At 41.6% G+C, this 25,514-nt stretch carries 20 protein-coding genes; 5 read left to right on the top strand and 15 right to left on the bottom strand.

Annotated features, from left to right (window positions below; translation table 11 throughout):
- Window positions 1-135: 135 nt before the first annotated feature.
- The 15 genes from IIC38_09160 to IIC38_09090 form a co-directional block, all read right to left on the bottom strand.
- Complete coding sequence (locus IIC38_09160; protein ID MCH8126116.1) at window positions 136-2,244, bottom strand: TonB-dependent receptor; 2,109 nt, start codon at window positions 2,242-2,244, stop codon at window positions 136-138.
- Between the two features lie 57 nt (window positions 2,245-2,301).
- Window positions 2,302-3,564 (bottom strand): PQQ-like beta-propeller repeat protein, encoded by a 1,263-nt coding sequence (locus IIC38_09155; protein ID MCH8126115.1) that lies wholly within the window; start codon window positions 3,562-3,564, stop codon window positions 2,302-2,304.
- A 361-nt stretch (window positions 3,565-3,925) separates the two neighbouring features.
- Window positions 3,926-4,729, bottom strand: coding sequence for a hypothetical protein (locus IIC38_09150; GenBank protein ID MCH8126114.1), 804 nt, complete (start codon window positions 4,727-4,729; stop codon window positions 3,926-3,928).
- A gap of 55 nt (window positions 4,730-4,784) precedes the next feature.
- Window positions 4,785-6,134 carry a coproporphyrinogen III oxidase family protein gene (locus tag IIC38_09145; GenBank protein MCH8126113.1) on the bottom strand — a complete coding sequence of 450 codons (1,350 nt, stop codon included), beginning with the start codon at window positions 6,132-6,134 and terminating at the stop codon, window positions 4,785-4,787.
- Window positions 6,135-6,224: 90 nt separating this feature from the next.
- Window positions 6,225-7,370: a PQQ-binding-like beta-propeller repeat protein gene (locus IIC38_09140; protein MCH8126112.1), complete on the bottom strand. Its 1,146-nt coding sequence runs from the start codon at window positions 7,368-7,370 to the stop codon at window positions 6,225-6,227.
- The gene (locus IIC38_09135) at window positions 7,367-8,515 is read right to left on the bottom strand and encodes an iron-containing alcohol dehydrogenase (GenBank protein MCH8126111.1); all 1,149 of its coding nucleotides are present in this window, start codon (window positions 8,513-8,515) and stop codon (window positions 7,367-7,369) included. Before IIC38_09135 ends, IIC38_09140 begins: the two co-directional genes overlap by 4 nt.
- Before the next feature lie 255 nt (window positions 8,516-8,770).
- Window positions 8,771-9,859, bottom strand: a complete 1,089-nt coding sequence (locus IIC38_09130; protein ID MCH8126110.1) for a hypothetical protein — start codon at window positions 9,857-9,859, stop codon at window positions 8,771-8,773.
- Window positions 9,860-10,016: 157 nt separating this feature from the next.
- Window positions 10,017-11,345 (bottom strand): PQQ-binding-like beta-propeller repeat protein, encoded by a 1,329-nt coding sequence (locus IIC38_09125; GenBank protein MCH8126109.1) that lies wholly within the window; start codon window positions 11,343-11,345, stop codon window positions 10,017-10,019.
- Window positions 11,346-11,479: 134 nt separating this feature from the next.
- On the bottom strand, window positions 11,480-13,696 hold the full coding sequence (locus tag IIC38_09120; GenBank protein ID MCH8126108.1) for a PQQ-binding-like beta-propeller repeat protein: 2,217 nt from the start codon (window positions 13,694-13,696) through the stop codon (window positions 11,480-11,482).
- 906 nt (window positions 13,697-14,602) lie between these two features.
- Window positions 14,603-14,842 (bottom strand): CopG family transcriptional regulator, encoded by a 240-nt coding sequence (locus IIC38_09115; protein MCH8126107.1) that lies wholly within the window; start codon window positions 14,840-14,842, stop codon window positions 14,603-14,605.
- A complete protein-coding gene (locus IIC38_09110) occupies window positions 14,814-15,089 on the bottom strand; it encodes a BrnT family toxin (GenBank protein MCH8126106.1) in 276 nt (91 codons plus the stop codon). The genes IIC38_09115 and IIC38_09110 overlap by 29 nt, the downstream gene beginning before the upstream one ends.
- A gap of 209 nt (window positions 15,090-15,298) precedes the next feature.
- Window positions 15,299-16,732: a ferrous iron transporter B gene (locus IIC38_09105; GenBank protein MCH8126105.1), complete on the bottom strand. Its 1,434-nt coding sequence runs from the start codon at window positions 16,730-16,732 to the stop codon at window positions 15,299-15,301.
- On the bottom strand, window positions 16,732-17,547 hold the full coding sequence (locus IIC38_09100; protein MCH8126104.1) for a 50S ribosome-binding GTPase: 816 nt from the start codon (window positions 17,545-17,547) through the stop codon (window positions 16,732-16,734). The genes IIC38_09105 and IIC38_09100 overlap by 1 nt, the downstream gene beginning before the upstream one ends.
- Window positions 17,548-18,579, bottom strand: a complete 1,032-nt coding sequence (locus IIC38_09095) for a DtxR family transcriptional regulator (protein MCH8126103.1) — start codon at window positions 18,577-18,579, stop codon at window positions 17,548-17,550. It lies immediately after the preceding gene.
- 20 nt (window positions 18,580-18,599) lie between these two features.
- A complete protein-coding gene (locus tag IIC38_09090) occupies window positions 18,600-19,253 on the bottom strand; it encodes a metal-dependent transcriptional regulator (GenBank protein ID MCH8126102.1) in 654 nt (217 codons plus the stop codon).
- Window positions 19,254-19,794: 541 nt separating this feature from the next.
- On the opposite strand from IIC38_09090, the gene IIC38_09085 reads away from it, so the two are divergent.
- From IIC38_09085 to IIC38_09065, 5 genes are all read left to right on the top strand, one after another.
- Complete coding sequence (locus IIC38_09085; protein MCH8126101.1) at window positions 19,795-21,018, top strand: thiol oxidoreductase; 1,224 nt, start codon at window positions 19,795-19,797, stop codon at window positions 21,016-21,018.
- A gap of 12 nt (window positions 21,019-21,030) precedes the next feature.
- On the top strand, window positions 21,031-21,459 hold the full coding sequence (locus IIC38_09080; protein MCH8126100.1) for a Rieske (2Fe-2S) protein: 429 nt from the start codon (window positions 21,031-21,033) through the stop codon (window positions 21,457-21,459).
- A gap of 18 nt (window positions 21,460-21,477) precedes the next feature.
- Complete coding sequence (locus IIC38_09075) at window positions 21,478-22,656, top strand: hypothetical protein (protein MCH8126099.1); 1,179 nt, start codon at window positions 21,478-21,480, stop codon at window positions 22,654-22,656.
- Between the two features lie 336 nt (window positions 22,657-22,992).
- Window positions 22,993-24,714 carry an amidase gene (locus IIC38_09070; GenBank protein MCH8126098.1) on the top strand — a complete coding sequence of 574 codons (1,722 nt, stop codon included), beginning with the start codon at window positions 22,993-22,995 and terminating at the stop codon, window positions 24,712-24,714.
- Window positions 24,715-25,080: 366 nt separating this feature from the next.
- A partial coding sequence (locus IIC38_09065) for an SDR family NAD(P)-dependent oxidoreductase (protein MCH8126097.1) occupies window positions 25,081-25,514 on the top strand: 434 nt, incomplete at its 3' end.

The following is a 25,514-nucleotide window of genomic DNA, read 5'->3' as shown; positions in this document are numbered from 1 at the left end:
GCCTGGGCGGGACGACGAAGCAATCTCCCGCAATTACCGAAGGAGATCGCCACGTCGCGGAGTTAATCCTGAGCGTAGCCGAAGGGCTCGCGATGACGCTTGTTTATTGAAAAATCAAACTGATAAGAATTTTTTCTAAATACTCCAATCTGCAGAGAGGTAAAGTGATCTCGGATTTGCAGGGATCACTGATCCCGACCCAAATCCCCGCATTTCATATTCTTTATTGGTCAAGTTTTTAAAATTCAGACCGAGCCTCATTCCTTTGTAATTATAAAAAACCGTGGCATCAATAAGTAGATAAGAATCAATTTCAAACGCATTGTCCTCAGAAATATACTGACTACTTAAATATCGACCTCCGGCGCCAATGCCAACTCCATTTCTGAATTCTTGCGTGACCCATAAATTTAGAATATGATTCGGAACAAAAGCAGGTTTGTTACCACTACGATCAATAACCAGAAATATCGGGTTAAAGCTTTGATCAAATCCCACAATAGACAGCTCGCCAAATTCTGTTAATTCTGCATCTGTATATGCATATGAAAATAGCGCTACCATATTTCTATGCGGCTTAGCCATCACCTGGAATTCAATGCCTCTAGACCGCTGGCTTCCTATCTGTTGTGTAACGCCATTATCATCCGGAATGGCTATGTTGTCCTTTTCCAGTTGGTAAAAAGCTAGCGTTGCATTTAGTTTATTTTCAAATAATCGTTTTTTTACTCCAACCTCAAACTGGGTACTTTCTTCCGGTTTTCGATCTCCAATAACCCTGCTGGAAGGTGGTGCAAACGCTTTTCCAGCATTGCCATAAAAGGATATCGAATGAATAGGCGAATAGCCAAATCCGAACATGGGACTGAATTTTTTATAGCTTCGCTCAGTCATATTGATTTTTTCGTCGAAATTAATCACATCATACCGGCCGCCTGCAAAAACAATACAGCGATCTAAAAAAGAAATTTTGTCGACAAAATAAGGAGCATAGACTGTGCTGCGGGCATCCCCTTTTTCACCTTGAAGTGGAAAAAGCGGTATACGCGGATCAAACGTTTCAACAGGATTAAACAGATCGATTCCTGGCAATAAAGAGGCAAGTAAAGTGAAATCATCAGTCAATCTACTGACTTCAAAACCGGTTAATAATTTATGTTCAATGGATCCGGTTTCGAACGAAAATAGTGCTTCAAGTTGATTACCGAGTAGTTTTTGCCGGTCTCTAAGTTCTAGAAGAAATCGATTCACGCTCGTATTTGAAGGAGATGTCTGAAAAGCCCCGTCAATAAGGGTTCCCTTTGAAACCCAATCCAAATCCGTAAAATACGTTCTGCTCTGAATTGAAATAAAATCATTAATCTTAGTATTAAAATCAATTTGAACCCTGGAAATTTGCTGTTCTGATTGATCTACTGGTGACTGGTAAGAATTAGTCCTTGGTACATCTGGAATGATTCCTCCTTCGGATTGAAAAAGCAGGGGCAATCCGGAATCAGGCCGATAACTACTCCTAACATATTCATAATTAGCCGTCAATATACTGCGATTCCCGATTCGCAGAGTTAGTGCCGGATTTATACTTTTATTGTCATTCGATTTATTATCGCGATAATTATCAGATTCTTGATACAAAGCGTTCAACCGAAATGCAAGATTCATCGATGGTTTGTAAACATTCAGATCTGCAGTACCTCGGAATGTTGCATAATTGCCATAGGAGCCTGAAAACCGCGAAAAGTTGACAAACATGGGTTTTTTTCGAACAAGGTTTACGGCGCCGGATAATGGATTCCCGCCGTATAAAAACGCACTGGGCCCTTTTAGTACTTCGATGCGCTGAACATTGTATAAATTATAGAAAGAAACTTCCGGTTCTGCCGTTCCATCAGTTAGTACCAAACCATTGGTTAGCGAATCAAAACCCCGAATGAGAAAATAGTCAGTCGTGCCAAAATTGGATTGAATATTTACACCACTTATATTCTTTAGAGCATCACCCAGAACAATTCCATTCTGACTGGAAAATGTGGCGCTGGTTACAACTTCTACGCTGGCAGGGGTTTGTTGAATAGAAATAGGTACTTTTGCAGCAATAGAATTATAGATCGGGAATTTTGATACTCTTTCCGCTTCAACCACAAGAGAATCTTTTAGCGCGTATGATTTGATTTCTTCTTCCTGACCAAAAACCAGCGAAGTCATTAACAATATTACAAAACCGATAGATAAATATTTAATCATTCTTAACCTCTTTTTAAAAACAATTTTTTACTAAAAATTTATTATTACGATCTAAAGCTAAGATCCGGAAACATCCAAACAAATCATTTCACTTTGATTTCTTAAGAATAATTTACCACCGGCAAGAGTCGGCATGGTCCAACATTTGCCCTTTAACATTTGCACACTAGCCTTTTCAATGTATCTACTCGGATTTGCCTCAACCAAAGCCAGCTTGCCACGTTCACCCAATACAAAGAAGTGGCCGTCAGCAAAAAGTAAAGAGCCTTTCTGAAAGCCCCGGGTTTTCCACATTTCTTTGCCGTTGGTTGAATCTATACATTTCAGCATAGAATTGTCAAATCCATAGATATACTTTCCATGCAATACCGAAGAATTAAAATGATTTCTCATGACACGTTTGCGCCAAACCGGTGAGGCTATGAATTTACCATCCTTTCCTTTTATTTGCAGCACTGTTGCTCCAACGCCATAGTTGGTCGAAATAAATACCTTATCCGGAGCAATAAAAATTGGGATGGCAATATTCGCATCAAAATCCGTTCTCCATTTGTAACGCCAGAGAAGTTTACCATCTACGGGTGAAATGCCATGAAGCCCACTGGCGCTAAAAAAGAGAATTTGCCTGCTACCATTGACATCAATTGCAATGGGTGAAGAATAACCGGGCCGATCCGAATGAGAAGTCCAGATAACCTGACCGGTAATTTTATCAAATGCCGCATATGCGAATTCTTTTCCGGCAACTTCAACCAGGAGTTTATTATCTTCAACCAAAGGAGAGGATGCATATCCCCATCTGGCTACCCTGCCGCCGAATTCCTTAACAAGATCATGCCCCCATACTTTTTTGCCATTCTCAACATTTACAGCATGGAGATTGCCCTTCCCGCTAATGGCATATACCAGTTCCCCATCGACGGTTGGACAAGACCGCGGGCCATTTCCTTGATCATTATAAAGGCTGCTACCAACTTCATAACGCCACAACTTCTTACCGCTTTGCACATCTAAACAGAATAAATACTCATGGCGACCTTCCGCCCACATGGTAAAAAGCTTGCCTTTAGAAATTGAAATAGCGGAATAGCCATCGCCAGCTTTAGTTTTCCAAATTAATTTTGGGCCATTGTCGGGCCAATTTTTTATTAACCCGGTTTCAGATGAAATGCCATCCCTATTAGGTCCTCGGTATTGTGACCAATCATTTTTTACATTGCCATCTATTCCAGTATCTGGCAGAAATGTACTTCCCAAAAGGGCAATAAACAGAAAGATACTAAAAAACATAAATAGGTTGTTTTGAATCTTAATTGTCATTCACCACTAATCCATGTTTAAGATTCGTTTGCTAGAAATGCCATCCCAATTTTTCCCACGCCATGCGGCCTGTCATCTATTCTTACAGCACCTGGAGACAATTCAACAGAGAATATAAAATTGATTCCGGAATAATTGGTAATTTTTATTCATTTTAATAATTGTATAAAGTTACTTAAATTTTTGACTGCATCGAAAAACAAATTTTCGATGAGAGAAAATTCCAAATATATATTAAATAAAACACAAAACTCAATTACGAATGATCAAAATCCTTAAAGCTGAGTTTGTGATTTCGTAATTTGAATATTGGAATTTGTTTGTTTTTGGCAATTGCTATTTGTTATTTCATTTGCAAAAATCATTCACCTTCTTTGATGAAAGACATCATATCAACAGGATTCGAACTTTCAAACACGGATTTGGGTAATTTATCAAAAACGGCAATATCAGAATGTTTGTTTCTACCGCGATCATCGGATATCATTATGTCGCCATGTTTTTGCCAGTTCTTCCATACCCCGGTGAAGCGCGGTTCCTGGTCTGATGCTTTCGGAAAATACGACCATTGAGTTACCAGATAGGTTTCTTTATCCACACAAACTTCGTATTTATTTTGCGGAGTTTTACCAACATCTTTGAAAGTTAACTGCAGCATATGTGCATCTCTGCCGTCTTCAGTTTTGCCCTCGCCGTTATATGTTAAAGTGACTCCTGAATCCTTTAATTTATACGGCATAAAAACCCAGTAAGAATCATTGATCCATGCTGCCAAACCCTGGTCTAATCTTTTTGCTAACGAATCAGGATTTGTGATCTCAACACCTTTTTCCCAGACTTTACCTTTCATCGTGTGTATATTCATCAAAGTTACGCGATCACGTGCTTCCACCCTTATGTCTCCAGTCCATTTATCCCACACATGCATCCTACGGCCAAAGAACTTCCAGGTAACATACCGGGTATTATCCCAATTCTTCCGTCCGCCCAATTCTTGCATAACTCGATCAGCAATCTCAATGGCAGATTTATCAGATCCTTCCAGATCAAAGCCTTCCATTGGCGGATTGGCGGAATTTTGGGCTAGTGTAAATTGCGGATTTGCCAGCGTTAAAGAAACCACCCCGATTAAAATCACAACAAATTGAAGATAGGGATTTCGCATCTGTTCTCCTCCCAGTTAAGTTGATTGATTTAGTTAATTGATTTCTTTGGATCTCTTAAGTATATCGTGTATTTTTATATTGGTCATCGTAAAACAAGGGTAATAATCCATCCACACGTAACAAACCCTTACGGGTTAACTTAATTTCAGTTTCATCAAAATCTAATAATTTGTCAGATTGAAGCTTTTGATAGATTGAGTTGAATTCAGATAAAACATCGACGTTAAATTTATTGTAAAAATAGGAAAGATCGATCCGACCGGATTTTGTTTGCAGAATGAGTTCCCGAATTAATCTATCCCGAACTGTTGTTGGAAACACCCGGTTTATCGGCAGCTTGCCTTCTTTTAATTTCTCAACATATTCATTCCAATTGGATGTATTTTGATAATGAATGCCACTCAAATGGCCGAAGGATGCGACTCCTGTCGACAACATATCACTGCCTTGCCAAAGGGCATCCCGATAAACAAATGAAACGTCCTTATTCTTTTTAACCAAAGTATAAGCGCTGGAAATTTCATAACCGGCCTTGATTAACTCTTCAATGGCATAATCGTGCCACTCTCTTTTGGTTTCCCAATTGGCTACTAATACTTTGCCGTTTTCCTCCATTATCTCTTTCGAATACACTGTATTAAATGGCAATTCCATTTGGTAAATTGTTACGCTGTCAGCATCATAATCGACGGTTTGTTGGACCGTATCTTTCCAGGTGTCCCAGCTTTCGCCAACCATCCCCGCGATCAAATCAATATTCACCTGGTCAAAATCCAACTCTTTAATCCACGGAGATACCCTGAAGATTTCCTTTACTAAATGTGCCCTGCCATTCTCCTGAAGAATATTATCGTTAAAATTTTCAATACCTAAGCTTAATCGCGTTACACCAATTTCTTTGATAGCTTCCAATTTGGTTTGTGTTAGGGTTCCCGGCTCACATTCGAATGCAACTTCATCCACATTCTCCCAGGAAATTGCTTGTCGTGCACGATCGACCAATTGCTTTAAATGTTTGGCGCTGATAAATGATGGCGTGCCTCCGCCAAAATAAACAAATTTTAAAGAACGATCTTTAAATGCCGGTTTTTGACTGGAAATGTCAATTTCCGTTGACAATGCATTTAAATATGTTTGGATTTCAGAGCTATTTTTACCGGTATAAACCTTAAAGTAACAGAATTTACAGCGTTTGCGACAAAATGGAATATGCATATAAAGCCCAAGCGGCGTAGAAGGCTGGGGACTGGATTGTAGTACTTTCTCGAATTCAGGCATATAATCCTGGTTCCAGAATGAATAGGCTGGATAATTAGAAACAAAGACACTTCCAATTTCTGTTTCTTTTCTAAACTTTCCTGAAGTTGCCGGATCAGGTTTTAGAGTTTGTGTCGTTTCGCTCATCTTTTTTCTCTATCTCAATAAATTCTACTAAATGAGTCCTATTTAATTATAAAAAATAAACCTCTTAAATTCGCATTTTAAATCGATTTTTTATTTTTTCTTTCCGAAACAATACAAAACCCCATCCAATGAGCCAATAATTAATTTCCCGTTGGCTATGCTTGGTGAAGCATCTATACTGCTTCCGGTATCATATTCCCACAAAATCTCACCAGTTTTTATCTGCAGAGCAAAGATCTGTCCGCTTAATGGAGCAACGATGACACGATCCCCGACAATAACCGGAGATGAATCAATCTTGGATTTGGTCATGAAATCCCACAAGGATTCACCGGTCTTCGAATTAAGTGCGTGCAGCATTTTGTCCCTGCCAGCCACCAACACGATATCTTTTGTAACAGCGGCGGATGCATAATATGGGAAATGCCTTTTCGCATGTTCGTATACCCATACAATATCTGCCTTTTTTAAATCAATACAAAGCACCTGGCTGCCATAAGTCCCGATATAGGCCCGATCGTCTAAAATAGCGGCACTCGCAGCAGCTTGAGAGCCCATATAAATGCTATGCTTTTGCTTACCTGTCTCCACATCAATGATTCGAAAAAAACCATCACATCCCGAGATCATCACATACCCATCATAAATCGCTGGTGTGGCATGAATATATTGTTCGGTTTCAAACTTCCAGATCAGTTTTCCTTCTGTGGACAGACAATAAAGAAATTGATCGTAGGAACCAAAAATGACACGGTCTTGATAAAAATTAGCCGATGAGATTATTTCGGAATCAGTTTTAAAGGTCCATTCACTTTTACCTGTTTTTCTATTTACTGCATGAAAAATACCCGTTTCGTCGCCGAAATAAATATTGTTTTTATAAACCGATGGCGATGACATGATCGCGTCTGTCGCACGATAGCGCCATTTCAATTTCCCTGTATTCAAATCAAGTGCATAAAGCGTGCTATCGATAGAGCCAAAATAAACATCGTTTTCCACTATAGCTGCAGCGGTAGTAATTTCATCTTTTGCTTGAAATGTCCACAGCAGTTCTGGTTGATCAGGGAATTCACCCTGGACAACACCGGTAAGTTGTGGGTTGCCACGATAAATGAACAAATGCTTTGTCTTTTTATCGTTTGGATGAATCGAGGATTGCAGAAGGAAAACCACAAAAACAGAAATCCAACTTATCAAATATCGATAATATTTTTGGTTAACAATGAAACTCAAAATGCCGCCTCGTAAAGATTCAGGAATTCACTTTTACTCAAGGGACGGGGATTAAATTTCCCGGTCCATTGCTTTACTGCTTGGCTGGCCAAATCATTTAAATCATCTTTGTTTATTGAGAATTGCCGAAGATTATTTGGTACGGCAGCGAAAGATCTGATTTCTTTAATCCGATCTGCCAAAATTGCGGCACTATTCAACCTTTCTCCATTGGTCAAACCGGCGGAATCAAGTAATTCCTCATAAGAGCCGTTTACAATCTCGCTGTTAAACTGAATAACATGTGGAAGCATAAGACCGACTGCCAGTCCATGGGTGATCCCGTAATTTGCAGTTAATGGATTAGCACATGCGTGGGCAGCTCCCAACATCGAATTTTCTATGGCTGCACCGGCATAATGAGCGCCAAGAAGCATTTCACCCCAAGCCTTAACATCATGATGCTCCTGTATTACCCGCTCAAAATTTCTTTCCAATAAACGCCAGGCTTCCCGGGCCAACATCTGTGAATAGGGTGTCCTTTTTGTAGTGACATAACTTTCTACAGCATGAGAGATTGCATCGAGTCCAGTTGCAATGGCAACCTGGTCAGGAACGCTTTGAGTTAAAGCTGGATCCAGGATTACTATTTTGAAGCGCGCTTTTTTATCGCCGCAAGCCATTTTGATATGTGTTTTCTCCTGGGAAATCAACGCATAGGATTGCGACTCGCTGCCGGTTCCTGCTGTGGTGGGTATCCCGATCGATGGCAGCATAGGTTTTGTTGCTTTGCCAATGCCCCAATAATCTTCCATCTTTCCGCCATTACTGTAAAGAAAATTAATTCCCTTGCCACAATCCATAGAACTGCCCCCGCCAAGACCAATGATTAAGTCGAGCTTTGGTAAGCTTTTGGCAAATTGAACTCCATTTTCAACATGTTTTGTCGTCGGATTTTCTTCTACTTCATGAAACACTTGATATTCAAGTGATTCCTTTTTTAATGAAGCAATGGCTCTCTCCACATGTCCTGCTGCAACAATTCCCGGATCTGTGACCACCAAAATCGAATTGGCCTGCAAAGATTTTGCTAATTCTCCCAAACGATCTATGGTATTTTCACCGAAAAAAACTTGATTGGTTAGTTGAAATTCAAAATTCATTATAATTTTACTACCAAAAATTCAATTAATAGATTACTTAAGATTCTCGTTTTTATCAATATGTATATAACTAATTGTATTTTAATAATTTAACTAAGGTGTCATTGCGAGGAGCCCTTCGTCTTCTCAGGATAAACTCCGCGACATGGTAATCTCAATGGGATATAGTAGGAGATTGCTTCGTCGCCTAGTCATCATTTTGTAATTAGTAAACGTGGGGAAGTTCCTCGCAATGACACCTTTATTTATATATAATCATCAATACACTCCAACGACAACGGATTCCCGGTATTCTGAAAATAAACGTAAATTACTTACGCCATCCCATGGATAAAGTTCGATAGGTTCTTCTCGTTCTCCCTCGTCTCTTTCGGCAAACCGAGGCATGAAAAATTCTTTTGTGAGGGTTGTTAATAATACACGTCCTGTCGCACCATAATCTACCGGCTCATCTAAATTCTTTGGATTTACGATTTCAAAGATGGCCCTTGGTGAGGGCGGGTAATAAGTAATTTTATAATCGCCACCAGGTTCATATGGCTTATGACAGGCCAGTCCCATCAGCGTATTGCCATAGGTTGGGACAAAATCAATTCCAGGCACCAATTCCTCTCGGGCAAATCGATGAAATTGTGCATTCATTTCAGTGCCACCGCAGAAGATGCCTTTAATTCCAATCTTTATGAGCGAGATTTTCTCGCATAGCGCTTCCAGGAGCTTTGGTGTCGTGAACAAGCATTGAATATTATCATGAGTTCTTAATATGTTCAAGGCTTGTTGGATCACATGATTTTTGTAATCTTCCATTTCCATAAACTTCTGATACCTGATCAGGCGATTCACCCAACGGGGATCCAGATCCACAAAAAATGCAATGCCGGCCCTGTGTTGCGCCAAATGCTCGATTGCAAGCCTGAGTCGTCTGGGACCAGTCGGGCCAAGCATAAGCCAGTCGCTGCCAGGCGGAAAACTTTCGTCGGACAGGGTTTTACTAAACAGTTCATAATCAATTTGAAAGTCGTTTATATTGATCCTGGACTTCGGGACACCGGTTGAGCCTCCGGTTTCGAAGACATACACAGGCTCATTGGCAAGCGCTTTCGGCACCCATTTTCTCACCGGGCCGCCACGAAGCCACTCGTCCTGAAAATGGCCCAGGATTTTAAGATCATCAAAGCTGCTGATCTCTGTTGCCGGATCAAAATCCAGATTTTCCGCATAATCTAACCAAAAAGGACAGCCAGTCTTTGGATTAAAATGCCACTGTACCATCTCTCGAACATGCCTATCTAATTCATGCTTCGCTCGTTTGATTTTCTCGGATAAAGGGTTAGAAATAATTTCCATATTATACAGCAACCGTATTTTTAATAATGATTATGAATAACGGAAGGTTTACAATTGAACCAGCTTTCGACTCCGCTCAAGCTGGCTAATTTGAGCGTGGTGAGCGGAGTCGAACCATGAATAACCATATGTCGAGCCCACGTTAATTAATAGAAATTTATTTCTTTTCTTGTATTGCAAACAATCTCGTTCTGGTAGCGATGTAAAGAATGCCATCTTTTATATGCGGTGTTGTATATACGGCGCTGCCCATATTCGTTTCATAGAGAAGCTTCATCTCTTTTCCTGCTTTTAAAACAGCCACATCGCCATCCTCATCACCTATATAGATTTTACCGTCGACGAACATGGGAGAACCCCAAATAGCGGCGAATGTATCATAAGTCCAATATTTTTCACCGGTTTTGACATCAAAGCAGTACACAAAGCCACTTAAATCGGAGACGTACAAAAGTCCTTCATGGATGGCGACAGTTGAGATACTACGGTTATACTCTTCACCACCGACATGCCACACTAAAGCTTTATCTGTCACGTCGCCTTTCATAGTGGCATCAATACAATAAAGATGTCCGGGACCCTCGCCATGCTCCGGATCCTGTCCCACAGAAATAAAGATTTTATTGTCATATACTACGGGGCAGGCAATTATATTATTCTTTGTACCGCTGCCTCCCAATTCCCAGACAGAACCAGGAGGATTACAATTAAACTTCCAAATGAGTTCACCTGTCTTAGGTTCGAACGAATACAAAAATCCATCACCTCCTGGGAAAAAAACTTGCGGTATTCCATCGATGACACCGTATGAAGGATTGCCCCATTGGCCATGTACGACACCTTCGCCAGGGGCATTGCTTTCCCAAACCAATTCACCTGTTTTTTTATTCAATGCAATAAAACTCGGCGCATACGGTGATGGCAGGTTAACATGGCCTTCATCGACGCCATTACCGGTTACGATGTAAATCAGGTCATCGACGATAAGAGGAGATGATGCGGCAAGATTGTGGGGAAAAACATCCAGTTCACCTATCATGTCAAATTCCCAGATAATATCAGCATCTGTTTTACCATTCAGTTTTTCATTTTTTACAGGGCCATCATTCTCGCCATCCATAAAACCTTCTGTGTCTATACATACAATGGTAGCGCGGTTAGATGTATAAAACATACGGTCGCCCTCAATTGCGGGTGTGGAACATACTCCTTGTAGAGGCCAATCATGCACCGGACCTGCCGCGAGTTTTGTGTGTGCTGCTTGCCAAAGAAAGTTTCCATCCGAAGCATTGAAGGCTAGGATATTACCGTGATCACCTTTTATATCCGGATTTTTCATACTTTCATTGTTTGTTCCGACATACACTTTACCACCAAAGACAACCGGCCCGGCATAAGTTTGAGAACCGAGGCTGGCGCTCCAAAGGATGTTTTGACCTGAATCCACATCCCACTTTTCAGCCACCCCAGTTTCAACTGAGGCCATATTTCTGCTAGGCGTAAGACCAAACATAGCAATATTGTTATTTTTCGATCTTGTTAAGGACATTAAACTTAAACCAGAGAGGGTTAAGAGGAGAATTAAAGCTGTCTTCATTCGCATAGTTCTTCTCACTTTTTTTAGTTATTTATAATTTTTAAGTTGTCAAAATATACATTTGTTTTTGAAAAAGCGTGCATCCCCGGGGCGCCTTTATGAATGGGTAATGGATCTTCTACTTTTAGGGTCCATTCATTGGGTTCACGATCACTCTTCTTCCATACCTTTGCCTTTACCATCGCTTTATCACCCGTTGCATCCACTGAAAACTTGATGGTGTACCAGGTGTCCGGCTGCCAACGGAAAGTCACATTTTTTGCCATTCTCACTTCAGACATCCATGAACGGATTTCAATCTTTTGTCTCGTCCCCATTAAATCAATTGTGTAGCCACTATTGATTAGACCGATATCCGATATCTTTCTTTTTAATTTTTCACTCATAACGTCAACCTGCATCGTATAATTACTCAAGTCGGGTGGGCCGATGTAAATAATACCTCTTTGGAGACCTCTCACAGAGACTGGTTTGTTGAGGACTTTATTGCCATTTAGATCTTTCACAATAAACTTTGTCGCCGGAGACCGAGCGCTTCCAGCGCCAAGCCAATAAGCTGGATTCTTATCCACATCGATGGATTCGAAATCTAGTGACCATGGTAATTTCGAAAACAACCTAACTCTTGCTTGACTTTTTAAGTCGTTATAAGTTGCTTCAACAAAACCTACCAAACCCATTGATTTTGATGCTGGCATATATTCCCCTTTGTTGTTTATCGATCCTCCCAAACCTTTCAAACTCCAGGTTGCTTCAACCTCTTTTATAAACCTTCTTTTATCATCGTAAGCTCTTACTTTAAATTCGTTTTTATTTCCTGAATACAAAAATACATCTGCAGGCACAACTTGTATATAAGCGGCTTCCGAATTTTTAGGAGCTTGCCACTCAGTTTTAGGCATTTTGGGTGATGTTGAAGTAAACTTCGTATTTTTATTTCCAAGACAATAGACCCCTTCTTCCGATGCAAAGTAAACGCGCCCATAAGCGACTGCAGGAGAACCATATAGCTCTGCGTAACGGCCATCTGGCATGGTTAAATTTTCTGAATCCAGTATCTTACATTCTTCCTGGCCAGGTTCTAAAATACGGAATCTACCATTCACCTCAGGATAGAATATTTTGTTATCTGCCCAAACCGGCGAAGCTTTGCCAACCGTTCCTAAATTAATATCCCATATTTCTTTACCTGTTTTCGCATCAACGGCAAACAAATTGGCTGAATTATCAACGAAGTACAATCGGCCATCATTCAACAGCAGAGAGGTAAAACCAACTTCCATCCCATCGATACGCCAGATCTCATGGGTTTTGGTTATGTCACCCTTACCAGTAGCATCAATTGCAACAACTCTTCCCATAACAGGAGTATCAAAATTCTCTTCTCCATGTGCGGCAAAAACAATATTGCCATCAACAATTACAGATGAGTGTAATCCACGTTTACTGAATTTATACTGCCAGACTTTCTCGCCAGTACGAACTTTCATGGCATAAACACCCCCATCGGCATTGCCACTGATTAAAAGACGTTCTCCATTAATGTTAGCGACAACCGGAGTGGAGTAAACATTCGGATTGGTAAATCTTCCTCCTGGTGCGGAGACCCATCTAACCTCTCCTGTTCGTTTATCAAATGCATAATACCTCATAAATGGTGGTGCATGGCTGCCCCAACTTGAGCTAACGAATGCAATAATTACAAGATCTTCATCTACGATTGGAGATACCGTACGGCCGCCATAACCTGTGCGGACATTAAATTCATCGATCATCTTCCGATGCCAAAGAACTTTTCCGTTTTCGCTAAAGCAATAAAAAAGTCCGCCACCTCCAATAACATATACATTTCCGGTTTCCGGGTCTCCTGCCATACTAGACCAAGCGACTCGTTTGTGAGGCACCGCAGTATTATAAACATTATGATGATGTTCCCAAAGTAATTTGCCGTTTTCAGCATCGAAACAGGCAACACGTTCTTGTTTGGTAATTCCATTTCCACTTCTGCCAAAAACATAAACTTTGCCATTCATTACTATCGGTGTAGAGCGGCTAATGAAATCAGCACGCCATATTAGATTTTCACCATCCACAGACCAGTTTGAAATCAAGCCGGTTTCAGGAGAGACGCCGTTCATGGTTGGTCCGCGCCAACTCGGCCAGTCGGAAGCTATAGTCGATTGAGTGAATCCTAAAAGCAAAATTAGGGTTAATATGAAGAAAAGAAGCTTGGTTCGCATGGTTGTTCCTTCTGATAATTAGCTTGAAGAATTCATGATTATTTTGATTGTGAAAAGTTACGAAACTTCCCTATGAATTTCAATTCTAAAGCATCTATATATAGACATAATCATCTTTAAGATTAAATATAATTAATTTGCGCTTTAAAGATCTTGTATAATGGAACTTAAAATGGAAATAGAATATCAATTCCATCCACTTTAATACAATAAATCAGTATTCAATGTTCAATAAAATTCAAGCCATGTATTAGCTCGATTATCATTTTCAAAATTATGATCCCCAAAAAAGTTATCCTGTTGAGTAAACAGTATGGAAACACTACTACTGATTTTCGCAGTTAGTAGTGATGACAAATGCAGAGATGTAACAATAAATCTTCATCAATACGAAAATGGGGAATTGACTATAAATCAGTAGCTGTTTTCGAGGACCAAACTTCCATAAACAGGAAAGTTTAGCTCGATTCAGTGATGTTTCTGAAAAGCAGCTTTCAAGTTTGATTTCCAACAAGGATAGAATAAGTAAATATTTAAAAGCAACGATCAATAATGGCTAAAAATAACAGCTGCTCTCCAATTTGTTTGTGATTGTAGGAGTGACTAACAAGACACATGCTACGTCTCGACATGAAAGAAACAAGCTCATCCCCTCAACATGGCTGATCGAGCGTAACGTCCCACGAAAAAGAACGCGATCAAAACCAGAAAGAACGCCGCTTATATACTTTTTTTATGACGAGTAAGAAATTGCTCCATGGTATTCTCCTCTATATCGATAGTCTGTACTATCCAATATGGTTGGTATTTGGTTGCGGCCCAAGGCCGCGCTGGGAAGGTCTGTGGCGATTCTTTTTGTGATTTTTTTGATATTTGGGATTTGTTTTTTGGAATTTTAAATCCAAGTTATGGTGCCTGTTTATGTTTATTTACATATTCGTCTAATAATCCACGAATCATTTTTTGGTATTGAGTATTGTATTTGGAGGCGATGCTTTTAAAATACTCCACACTGTTTTTGGTCAAAGTGATAGTAATTTTAACAGTCTCTTGCTTAAATGCCAATTGCTCCGGAGAGGGCAAAAAGTCTGATACTACTCTTACATTGTCCATAGTTTCATTCGTATATTTTATTTTCTTCTTCATATATTTTTTTCCCTTTCCTCCAATAACCTGCTCCAATTATTCTAATTATTTCATTTCGATAAGTAAATCGTATAGTTACTCTACCATCTGTGACTTTTCCAATACAATAATACTTAGCTTCGCTTTGACTATGTGTTTCATCTGTTAAAATAATACGATTTGTGTCCGCAAAATCTTTTTGTGCTTCATAAAATGAAACGTTGTGTGTTTTTATATTTTGTTCGTTTTTACTATCATCCTCATTCAAAAGTCACTTTGTTTTCCATGATCTAATATATCAGAATCGCTAACAATGTGCAATATTATAATATGGCAAATGATATGTATAATAAACTAAATAAATATCTCAATGAAATTGTCGGAGAGTAACTGTCCCTAATGTTAATGAAGGTCCACCTGTCGGTTAATCAATATGAAGGACGGCCGGTTATAATTGTCATTTTAATCGCGAATCCGTTATCCCGCTACCAACCTCCATACCTGGGCTACTATAAAGCACAAAGCTAATCCCATGACTACAGGAAGAAGAGCAGAAACCGCAGTCCATTTTTTGCTGCCGGTTTCCTTATAGATTGTGTATAACGTAGTGGAGCAAGGATTATGCAAAAGGCTGAACAACATTAGATTGACGGCAGTTAACAAAGTCCAGCCGCCTGCCTTTAACACCGACATATAAGCATCCATATCATTTAACTCAAACATAACGCCGTCTCCTGCGCCGAAACCAGAGAGTTGTTTGGCGCCCAATACTGTTAACATGAGTATGGTAGGAATGACGATTTCATTCGCGGGAATGGCAACGATATAGGCGAGCAGGATCACGCCGTTCAGCCCTATTAAGATGCCGAAGGGGTCCATAAAACTCATGATGTGTTCCGCAAGGCTGACGTCGGCTACCTGAATATTCGAAAGAAGCCAAATGACCGCCCCCGCCGGCACGGCGAAAACCACCGCCCGCCAGAGCACGATAATGGTTCTATCGATTAGGGATGTGTATAATGTACGCAAGATTCGCGGCGGCCGGTACGGCGGAAGCTCCAGGCTGAAAGATGATGCTTCGCCCTTCAGCATGGTTCGGGACAAAAACCACGAAGTGACAAAGGTCAGAAATATTCCCAGAACGGCAATGCTTACCACGGCGGATGCCGAAACCAGGCTGGCGAGTCCCGTCGGCGCCAACACTCCGATAAACAGGGTAGCGATCAGAATCTGGGTCGGCCAGCGGCCGTTGCACAGGGCAAAATTATTGGTGATGATGGCAATTAAGCGCTCTCTGGGACTATCGATGATTCTTGTGGCGATAATGCCTGCCGCATTGCAGCCATATCCCATGGACATCGTTAAAGCCTGCTTGCCATGTGCTCCGGCTTTCTTGAACAGATTGTCGAGATTAAAAACCACCCGAGGCAGGTAGCCGAAATCTTCCAGTAATGTGAACAACGGAAAGAATATGGCCATCGGCGGCAGCATGACGCTGACCACCCAGGCCCCGGCCAAGTAGGTGCCGTCGATCAGAAGTCCATCCAGCCACCAGGGCATGCCGATGCCGGCAGCCAGACTTTTCAGCACCGGATGGAAGTTATCGATCAAAAGGACGGCCAACATCTTGGAAGGCACATTCGCACCGGCAATCGTAATCCAGAAAACAGCAGTTAGCAATAACAGCATGATTGGGAATCCGGTTAGGCGGCTGGTGAGCAGGTTGTCGAGAGTTCGCTCCCAGTTGAATTTCAGCTTCTCGCCTGTTTTTGTCACAACCTGGTCTGCAATCTTGGCGGCATCCTGGTAGATCGATTCGATGACAGAATCATGCAAATTCTCTCCCAATTCCCAGCGCAGGCTATTGGCTTCGGCGAGTATGGCTTCGTTTGGCTGATGTATTTGATTCATTACGCTGCCCCCACTGCAAAAATGGTTTCTACTTCTACCGGCTTAATCAATTCACCCAGTTCCCCGGTGCGCACCGCTTCGATCATGCGCACGTCTCCCTCCAGAAGCCGCAAGGAAACCCAGCGAGCATTGATTAAACCCGGAAATCTGCTTTCAATTTTTCCAGTGAGCTGGTTGATTGCACGCTTCAACTCTTTCGAACCACTCTCAATGCGATGGGGGTTACAGACAAATGTCCCTGTGGACACTTCGCTTATTGCTTTTAATAGCTCGGGTATGCCTTGACCAGACCGAGCACTCGTGGGAACCACCGGGACGCCCAACTGTTTAACCAGCTTCTGATCATCGATCTGTAATTTATGACGTTTCGCTTCATCTATGAGGTTCACACATACAACCGCACGATCCGTGATCTCGAGGACCTGCAGCACCAAGTTAAGATTGCGTTCGAGTCGCGTGGCATCCACAACAATCACGGTAACATCCGGTTTTCCGAACAGAATAAAATCTCGCGCCACTTCTTCATCCGTGCTGGTTGAAAGCAGGGAATATGTACCGGGCAGATCGACAATTTTGTAACGCTTTTCACCATAAACAAATCCACCTTCAGCCCTGACTACGGTTTTTCCCGGCCAATTGCCAGTATGTTGATGTAAGCCGGTAAGACTGTTAAAAACTGTGCTTTTTCCGGTATTCGGGTTACCCGCCAAAGCAACCACATAATCCCAGGATTTCATATTCACACCTAATTTGGTGAGATTGCCAACATTGTGGACCGGACAGGTTTCACAGCCCTGGTGGTTATTCTTAGACATTCAATTTTTCTCCTCTAATCGCTTGATATGGATTAATTCTGCATGAGTGTTGCGTAATGCAATGGATGCATCTCGAATATTGTAACTGGTTGGATCACCGCTAGCGCTTCTCATTTCAACTTCAATGACGGTACCCGGGATTATCCCCAGGTCCATCATGCGGCGACGCTGTAGACCGCGGCAAGCTTTTGAGATGCCGATCACTTCGCCTTTTTGACCAACATCCAGGGATACCAGGGAATCGAAAGGTCCTTCAACTTCCTGGTCTTTCGGTAAAGGTTCCACCGTTACATTAGCAGCCAAAACCGGAGCCAGGACATTTTCAACACCATCTGCGACAAAAGAAACCCGTTGCGGTGTTTTTTCCAACATTTGGATCTGCATTCCCAGTTGCAAACCCATCGCTACCAATTGTGCGTACAGTTCCTTGGGTTCATCTTCGATATGGATAATGCGGGCAAATTCGCTTTCACCCAGATCTACCAGAGGTACGCCTCGTTTGGCAGGCAAGTGTCCTGAATTCGTTGGAATCGGATCGCCATGAGGATCGTAGCTGGGATGTCCCACAGTAGCTGCGAGCGTTTCGATTTCATCACGGGACAGTTTATGTTCTAATTCTTCGGCTTTTCTGTGCCATTCGGTTTCAGGCATTCCGGTTTCATCCGCAAAATACCTTTCCCACAAGCGGTGGGTTCGTATCATTCGTAATGCATATGTTCGGCCTTCAGTCGTTAGAATAAAGCCTTCACTCTGGGTTTTGACTAATCCTAAAGCTTCCAAACGACTCATCAATTTTGCGGTTTGATCTCCAGATATGGATAATTTTCCCGAGATGCTTTGTAACGTACAAATCAACTGTTTATACTCTTGATCGTACACATGCTTCAAGGCGTCTTCTATTAAAACACGTTTTGTGACTTTTCTATTACGCTGCCATTTCCAGAATAGTCCACGATCAGACCAAAAAAGAATCACCAACAGAAATATAACAATGGCCATAATGAATAATGAAATTAAAGGATCGACTAACAATTCACATTCCTTTCTTATATTCAAGCAGCAGTTACTAATATATTATCAGTCAATGCTTGCCCCAGGTGATGCCGGCTTTTTCCAATTTGAACCACAAGTGGTCCCTCGAAGGGCGCTCTTTCAACCACATTTACAACCACTTCCGGGTAGATTCCTAATTTGCCCAGGTATCTCAACATTTCCGGGTTCGTATCGCTGATTTGTTTTACCCGTACCTTCTGACCGGCTTCGGCCATGGTTAAGGGCTCCAGGTTCCTCTTCTCGATCACGCCATCTTTGGTTGGAATTGGAGCGCCATGAGGATCGGTTTTTGGATCACCAAGAAACAGCGCTATTTTCTCTTCAAATTGTTCGGAAATCACATGCTCCAGCTTTTCGGCTTCTTCATGTACCTGATCCCAGGAATACTCCATTGCTTCTGCCAAATAAAGTTCTAGTAACCTGTGATGCCGAATGATTTCCATGGCAACCTTTTTGCCTGCGTCTGTCAATTCCACCCCCTGGTAGGGTTTGTGATGAATGAGTTTCAATTCATCCAATTTTTTAATCATCCCTGTGACGGATGCCTGGGACACTTTAAGACGATCTGAAATGGAATTTGTAGTCACATTGCCGTCACTCATAAATATTTTATAAATGGCTTTAACATAATCTTGAATGGCTTGTGTGATCATCTATAAATTCCTGACTCATTTTTTTATTTATATTTCGATACAATATAAAAAATCTTTAGATAGTATTTCAACTATTTTTTAGGATAAACTAAATTTTTATTTAGAAAAACATTTTGATCGGTAAAATATGGCTCATTATTAAAATAGATGTCTTTTATTGATCCGCCATCTGGCGGATCATGTGCTTAAGATAATAATTGATACTACAATAATTAAACATCTACGATGTTTCCTGAACGCACTGATTTCATGAATATAATTTCCCCAAGGATAACTCAAATCCAGCTATATAGTAACCAACTTTTAAATTACCGTATTCAAAAAAAATCACAACCATTTATGATCATCTATTATGGAGGAAAAAATGATAACCCATCGTTGCTCATTTATTTTGATTTAAGTCATCGTGTTTTAATTTCAAATTAGAAAATAAATGTTGACATCCAAAAAAATAAGTAATACTATAAGTAACCTAATTTTTAGGTATAACTAATAATATTTTTAGCTAAATAGAATTAATAAATATAGGGATTCTTCAATTATGAATAGATTAAAATACCTTATGGTAGGGCCTGCCCTTTTCCTGATTTGGTTTGGCTGCGAGAATCTTCTGCCAACTGCGCCTGAACCGGAAGATGTTTTGGCAGAGCCGATTCCGGATTTAACCCCAAGCCAGCTTAAAGATCATTTGATTGGGGATGAGGAATTTGGCCGCATCTTTGCTACGGAAGATGGATTGGGACCCATTTTCGTTTCTAATGCGTGCGAAAGCTGTCACATCGGCGACGGAAAAGGCCATCCTCTTACCACTTTGACAAGATTTGGCAGATATACCAACAATGTCTGGGATCCGATGATAGACCAGGGCGGCCCACAATTGCAGCATCGTGCAATCGCTGGCTATCCTCCTGAGACCATACCGGCACAAGCCACAGGAGTTACAAACTTAATGCCCCCGGCAGTAACGGGTTTGGGATATCTTGAAGCCGTTCCCGATGAGACACTTCTTGCACTGGCTGACCCATCCGACTCAAATAATGATGGAATTTCAGGAGTACCCAATTGGCATACACCGCCGGATTATTTCGAAGCCAAAGAACATCATATTCCCAACAATGGTAAATACATCGGTCGATTTGGTAAGAAAGCAGGAGCTATCGATTTACTTAACCAGATCGTCAATGCTTATCTGGAGGATATGGGAATCACCAGTGATTTCAACATGAATGAGAATTTCAACCGCCAAGCTGGTTCATTAACCGGCGATGATGTAGAAGATCCGGAAGTCAGCGCGAGTATTGTCCGTAATGTGGTTTTCTATGTAAGGACACTTAAAATTCCACCAAGAAGGGATGAGAATGATCCTACAGTTCAGGCTGGTGAACAAGTGTTTAAACAGATCAATTGTGTGGGTTGCCATGTGGCGACTCTGGTCACCACGACATCAGACATAGCAGCATTGAGTGAAGTAGCCGTCCATCCTTATACGGATTTATTGATGCATGATATGGGCCCTGAATTGGACGATGGATATACTGAAGGCACTGCCCTGACTTTTGAATGGAGAACCGCGCCACTCTGGGGGCTGGGGTTAGCGGCTGACTCCCAGGGAAGTTCGCCATTCTATCTTCATGATGGCCGTGCAAGGACCCTGGATCAGGCAATTCAACTCCATGGCGGAGAAGCTTCCAATAGCCGAAGTGCTTATAACACTCTTTCGGAAACTGAAAAGCAAGAGTTATTTGCATTCCTGATGTCATTATAATCGGAGCAATGTATGAAACCCAGCCGAAGAAACTTTTTACAAAAAACCGCAACGATTTCATTGGCTGTAGTCTGTGGTGGAGTAAACGCACTGCTATCCGGCTGCAGCAGTTATCGCTATGCGGCTTACACCACCCATGAAAGAGATTTAGTGGTTGCGAAGACGGATTTCGAATTAGATCCTTTTGTCCTGGTGCGGTACCCTGCATTTCCTGCATCCATTTATATCCTGAAAATATCGGAAGACAAATACTCCGCATTATTATTAGAATGCACCCATAAAAGGTGTGAGGTGAGGCCATCTCCGGAGATTTTAATTTGCCCGTGTCATGGCAGTGAATATTCAAATACCGGTGAAGTTTTAAAATCACCGGCGGAAAAAGAATTAACTTCCTTTCCGGTAAGAACTGACAATGAAAACATTTATATCCAAATCATGTGAAAATAGGAAATCAAAACAATGAAAATCAAAAGTTTACTTTTAATACTTATGGTACTCCTTCCCATGCAATTATTTGGGCAGGAACGAACACCGAGTCAGGACGCAATTTATAAGCGTCCTTTTATTGGCATTGGACAATCCAATACAGCGGTTGGCGGTTATCTGGAGGGCAATACCAACTACTTTTCGGAAGATGGCGTTTCCGAAGGATTTTCAATGGAAATGCGTCGATTCAATATTTTTCTCTATTCAACGATCAGTCAAAGAATACGATTCTTATCCGAATTGGAATTCGAGCATGGTACGGAAGAAATTGAATTAGAAACCGCACTACTTGATTTTGAGATCAATCCGGGGCTGATCCTCCGGGGTGGAATTATACTGCCACCGATAGGGTCATTCAACCAAAACCATGACAGCCCAAAATGGGAATTTATCGAGAGACCTTTGGTATCAACACAGATCATTCCCTCAACACTTTCGGAAATAGGATTTGGCATTAACGGCAGAATTTTTCGTCCTAATTATTCAGTGACATATGATTTATATTTGGTGAATGGCATTGGCGACGGCATCATTCTTAATGAAGAAGGCAGAACCTTTTTGCAAGCCGGAAAAAGCGAAGAAAGATTTGAGGAAGACAATAACGGCGAACCTATGATTACCGGCCGGTTTGCATTGATCCACCAGAAATTAGGTGAATTTGGCATTTCCTATTATGGCGGCACCTACAATTCATATAAGCTGGAAGGTGAGGAAGTTGATGAAAAACGAAAGCTTTCTATAGTCGCTTTCGATGTGGACGCAAAAATAGGCAAAGCTTCAATTCGCGGGGAAGTGGCATTTAATTCCATCGATGTCCCTGATGATATTTCAGAAATTTATGGCACGAAACAATGGGGTGGTTATGCGGAGATCGTTTATCCAATTTACCGGGGGAATCTGCTGAGTTATGATAACGCCACAATCAATCTCAATGTACGCGTGGAACGAATCGATTATAACAAGGGGACATTCAATTCTACAAAAGAGAATATCTATGATGAAGTTAATGCCCTGGTTTTGGGAGTGAGCTTTCGTCCCACTGCCAGTACGGTCTTTAGAGCCAACTACCGCAGGCATTGGCTACGGGATATTTTAGGAAATCCGACGGTCAATATCGGCGGATTTCAATTTGGACTTGCGACGTATTTCTGAACCACAGATTCACGCTGATTTCAGGATTTCACTGATTTAAAAAATATATGACTCACAAAACATGCAAGAGCGATGGAATCGGTATTACACCTTTTTCGTGATTGCGTATCGAGGGGTCGATGGGTAAATTTGATCGTTGACTTTTATTCTCCGATTCATTAAGATAGAGATCATTTAAGTGAACCGCAAAGTCGCGAAGAGCGCAAAGAAAAAAATTACAAATTAAGCAGTTTTCTAAATAATTTTTAGTCTATTATTGTGTTACTTTGCGTTCTTGGCGTCTTCGCGGTGAACATACTTAATCCGATTAATCAGTGATCTGAAAGGAGAAACAAAATGAGTCAACCGACAAACACTTCAGAAAACACTTATAGCCAAATCAATCGCCGGGATTTCTTTACATTTCTCACTGCTATGGGAATTATTCCCGCTGTTCTTTCCGGCGAAGAGATTCCGGTCCAGGAACAGGAAACCAGCGAAATCACCGAAGAAGTGCTGCAATATGCTGAAAAAATATTCGGCATTCCTTTTACAGATGATGAGCGCGAACTAATGCTTAGAAGTGTTGTTTCTAATCGCGAAAAATATGAAAAAATACGGCAAGTGACTATAGACAATGCTGTTTCTCCGGCCATTACTTTTTCAGCGCTGCTGCCGGGAATGCAGGTAAAAAAAGAGAAAAATGTTTTTAAGCCAAGTAAAACAAAACCCAATATCAAATCGATGTCTGAAACCGATATTGCATTCCTGTCCGTTACACATTTGTCGCAGTTAATCAAAAGCCGGCAAATTTCCTCGATGGATCTGACAAAGCTTTATTTGAAACGGTTGAAAAAATATAACGAGAAACTGCATTGTGTCATCACATTTACCGAAGAGCTGGCTTTGGCACAAGCCAAAAAAGCGGATGAAGAAATTCGGGTCGGCCATTATCGCGGTCCGCTACATGGTATACCCTGGGGTGTAAAGGATTTGTTTGCGGTAAAAGATTATCGGACTACGTGGGGGGCAACTCCTTTCAAAGAACAAAAATTCAATGAAAATGCAACAATTGTGGAGAGATTAAATGAAGCCGGTGCGGTTTTGCTGGCTAAGACTTCTCTAGGTGCATTGGCCTGGGGCGATGTCTGGTTTGGCGAAAAGACCCGGAATCCCTGGGATCCGGAACAAGGCTCCAGCGGTTCTTCGGCGGGTTCCGCATCTGCAACTTCTGCAGGTTTAGTCGGGTTTTCCATCGGGACTGAAACATTGGGATCTATTGTGTCGCCATGTACGCGCTGCGGTGTAACCGGGTTGCGGCCTACATTTGGCCGCGTAAGCCGTTATGGGGCAATGGCGCTGAGCTGGAGCATGGATAAAGCCGGTCCAATTTGCCGGAGTGTTGAAGATACCGCCCTTGTCCTGCATGCCATCCACGGCGGGGATGACAAAGATGCCAGCGCCGTCGATTTTCCGTTTCACTGGAATGCAAAGCGTAAAGTCAGCGATTTAAAAATCGGCTACCTCAAATCCGCCTTCGATGATGCCAATGAAAACAGCAAGCCATTCAACGACGCCGTTCTGGATGTCATACGAAAACTTGGCGTAAAATTGATTCCTATCGAATGGCCGGATATTCCATACGGGGAACTCGGTTTCATTCTTAGCGCCGAGGCGGCAACAGCCTTCGATGAAATTACATGGAATAAAGAAATCGATACCATGGTACGCCAGGGCCGGAGAACCTGGCCGAATTCCTTCCGGTCTTCCAGGTTTATTCCTGCGGTTGAATATATCCAGGCGAATCGATTGCGAACCATGGTCATGCAAAAAATGGCGGAGGTTATGTCCCAGGTAGATGTGGTGGTTACACCTTCATTTGGCGGTGGAACTTTGCTGCTAACCAACCTGACAGGCCATCCGGCTGTGGTCTTGCCTAACGGTTTCCGGGAGAATGGCGCTCCGGTTAGCATCTCCTTTATCGGCAATTTGTTCAAAGAATCGGATTTATTGATCGCGGCAAAAGCCTACCAGGATGCGACTGATTTTCATTTGCAGCATCCGAAGATGGAGGTGTAGACGTAGCACCCTGAGCCTTTCGACTACGCTCAAGATAAACTCCGGCGAAGGGTAAGACGGCAAACGGCAGACGGCAAACGTGAAAGTCCAGTCCTGAAAAACAGCCATTTTGGAAACTGCATTTCTAGGAACTACCTCCCATCGTAATATTCCCTGTTTTATTATTATTCGCTTGCATGTTACTGGCGAAATGATAAACGTAGTAGTTTCAAGCATCCAGAATCCAGCATCTAGAATCCAGCATCCTTTTATCTTAATTATGAAATTTTCAAGAGAGAAAAGTCATTTTAAAATAAAATACTAGGTTAAGTTCCTAATTTTGTGGCTAAGTTAAAAAACATTTAAAAAGCTGTTATGGATATCAGTTTGCGTAAGAAAACAGCATTTGTTTGTGGCAGTACCCAAGGTATTGGAAAGGCAATTGCGTTAGAATTGGCTGCTATGGGTGCATCAGTCGTGTTACTCGGCAGAAATGCAGCACAGTTGAATTCAGTGTTAAATGAGCTAGACTCTTCACAAGATCAGAAACACCACTTTATTAAAGCAGACTTTGGATTCCCGAATGAATTAAAGTTGAAAGTAGAGGAATATATGGAAGAGCATGACCCCGTTCATATATTGATTAACAATACCGGCGGGCCACCATCCGGTCCGGCAATGGATGCAAATTCAAAACACTATACTGATGCATTTGCAAGTCACTTGATCTGCAATCATGTTCTGGTACGTGAACTAGCTGTTGGGATGAAGGAAGAAAAGTATGGAAGGATAGTTAACATTATATCCACCTCCGTCAAGGA

This window comes from candidate division KSB1 bacterium, assembly GCA_022566355.1.
Classification (GTDB): Bacteria; Zhuqueibacterota; JdFR-76; order JdFR-76; family DREG01; genus JADFJB01.
This window is presented reverse-complemented; position numbering and strand designations above follow the sequence as displayed.

What these genes read in the sequence shown, in the direction of transcription:
- IIC38_09160 (MCH8126116.1), bottom strand. Translation starts at nt 2,244, where the DNA reads ATGATTAAATATTTATCTATCGGTTTTGTAATATTGTTAATGACTTCG.
- IIC38_09155 (MCH8126115.1), bottom strand. Translation starts at nt 3,564, where the DNA reads ATGACAATTAAGATTCAAAACAACCTATTTATGTTTTTTAGTATCTTT.
- IIC38_09150 (MCH8126114.1), bottom strand. Translation starts at nt 4,729, where the DNA reads ATGCGAAATCCCTATCTTCAATTTGTTGTGATTTTAATCGGGGTGGTT.
- IIC38_09145 (MCH8126113.1), bottom strand. Translation starts at nt 6,134, where the DNA reads ATGAGCGAAACGACACAAACTCTAAAACCTGATCCGGCAACTTCAGGA.
- IIC38_09130 (MCH8126110.1), bottom strand. Translation starts at nt 9,859, where the DNA reads ATGGAAATTATTTCTAACCCTTTATCCGAGAAAATCAAACGAGCGAAG.
- IIC38_09125 (MCH8126109.1), bottom strand. Translation starts at nt 11,345, where the DNA reads ATGGCCTCAGTTGAAACTGGGGTGGCTGAAAAGTGGGATGTGGATTCA.
- IIC38_09120 (MCH8126108.1), bottom strand. Translation starts at nt 13,696, where the DNA reads ATGCGAACCAAGCTTCTTTTCTTCATATTAACCCTAATTTTGCTTTTA.
- IIC38_09115 (MCH8126107.1), bottom strand. Translation starts at nt 14,842, where the DNA reads ATGAAGAAGAAAATAAAATATACGAATGAAACTATGGACAATGTAAGA.
- IIC38_09105 (MCH8126105.1), bottom strand. Translation starts at nt 16,732, where the DNA reads ATGAATCAAATACATCAGCCAAACGAAGCCATACTCGCCGAAGCCAAT.
- IIC38_09100 (MCH8126104.1), bottom strand. Translation starts at nt 17,547, where the DNA reads ATGTCTAAGAATAACCACCAGGGCTGTGAAACCTGTCCGGTCCACAAT.
- IIC38_09090 (MCH8126102.1), bottom strand. Translation starts at nt 19,253, where the DNA reads ATGATCACACAAGCCATTCAAGATTATGTTAAAGCCATTTATAAAATA.
- IIC38_09085 (MCH8126101.1), top strand. Translation starts at nt 19,795, where the DNA reads ATGAATAGATTAAAATACCTTATGGTAGGGCCTGCCCTTTTCCTGATT.
- IIC38_09080 (MCH8126100.1), top strand. Translation starts at nt 21,031, where the DNA reads ATGAAACCCAGCCGAAGAAACTTTTTACAAAAAACCGCAACGATTTCA.
- IIC38_09075 (MCH8126099.1), top strand. Translation starts at nt 21,478, where the DNA reads ATGAAAATCAAAAGTTTACTTTTAATACTTATGGTACTCCTTCCCATG.
- IIC38_09070 (MCH8126098.1), top strand. Translation starts at nt 22,993, where the DNA reads ATGAGTCAACCGACAAACACTTCAGAAAACACTTATAGCCAAATCAAT.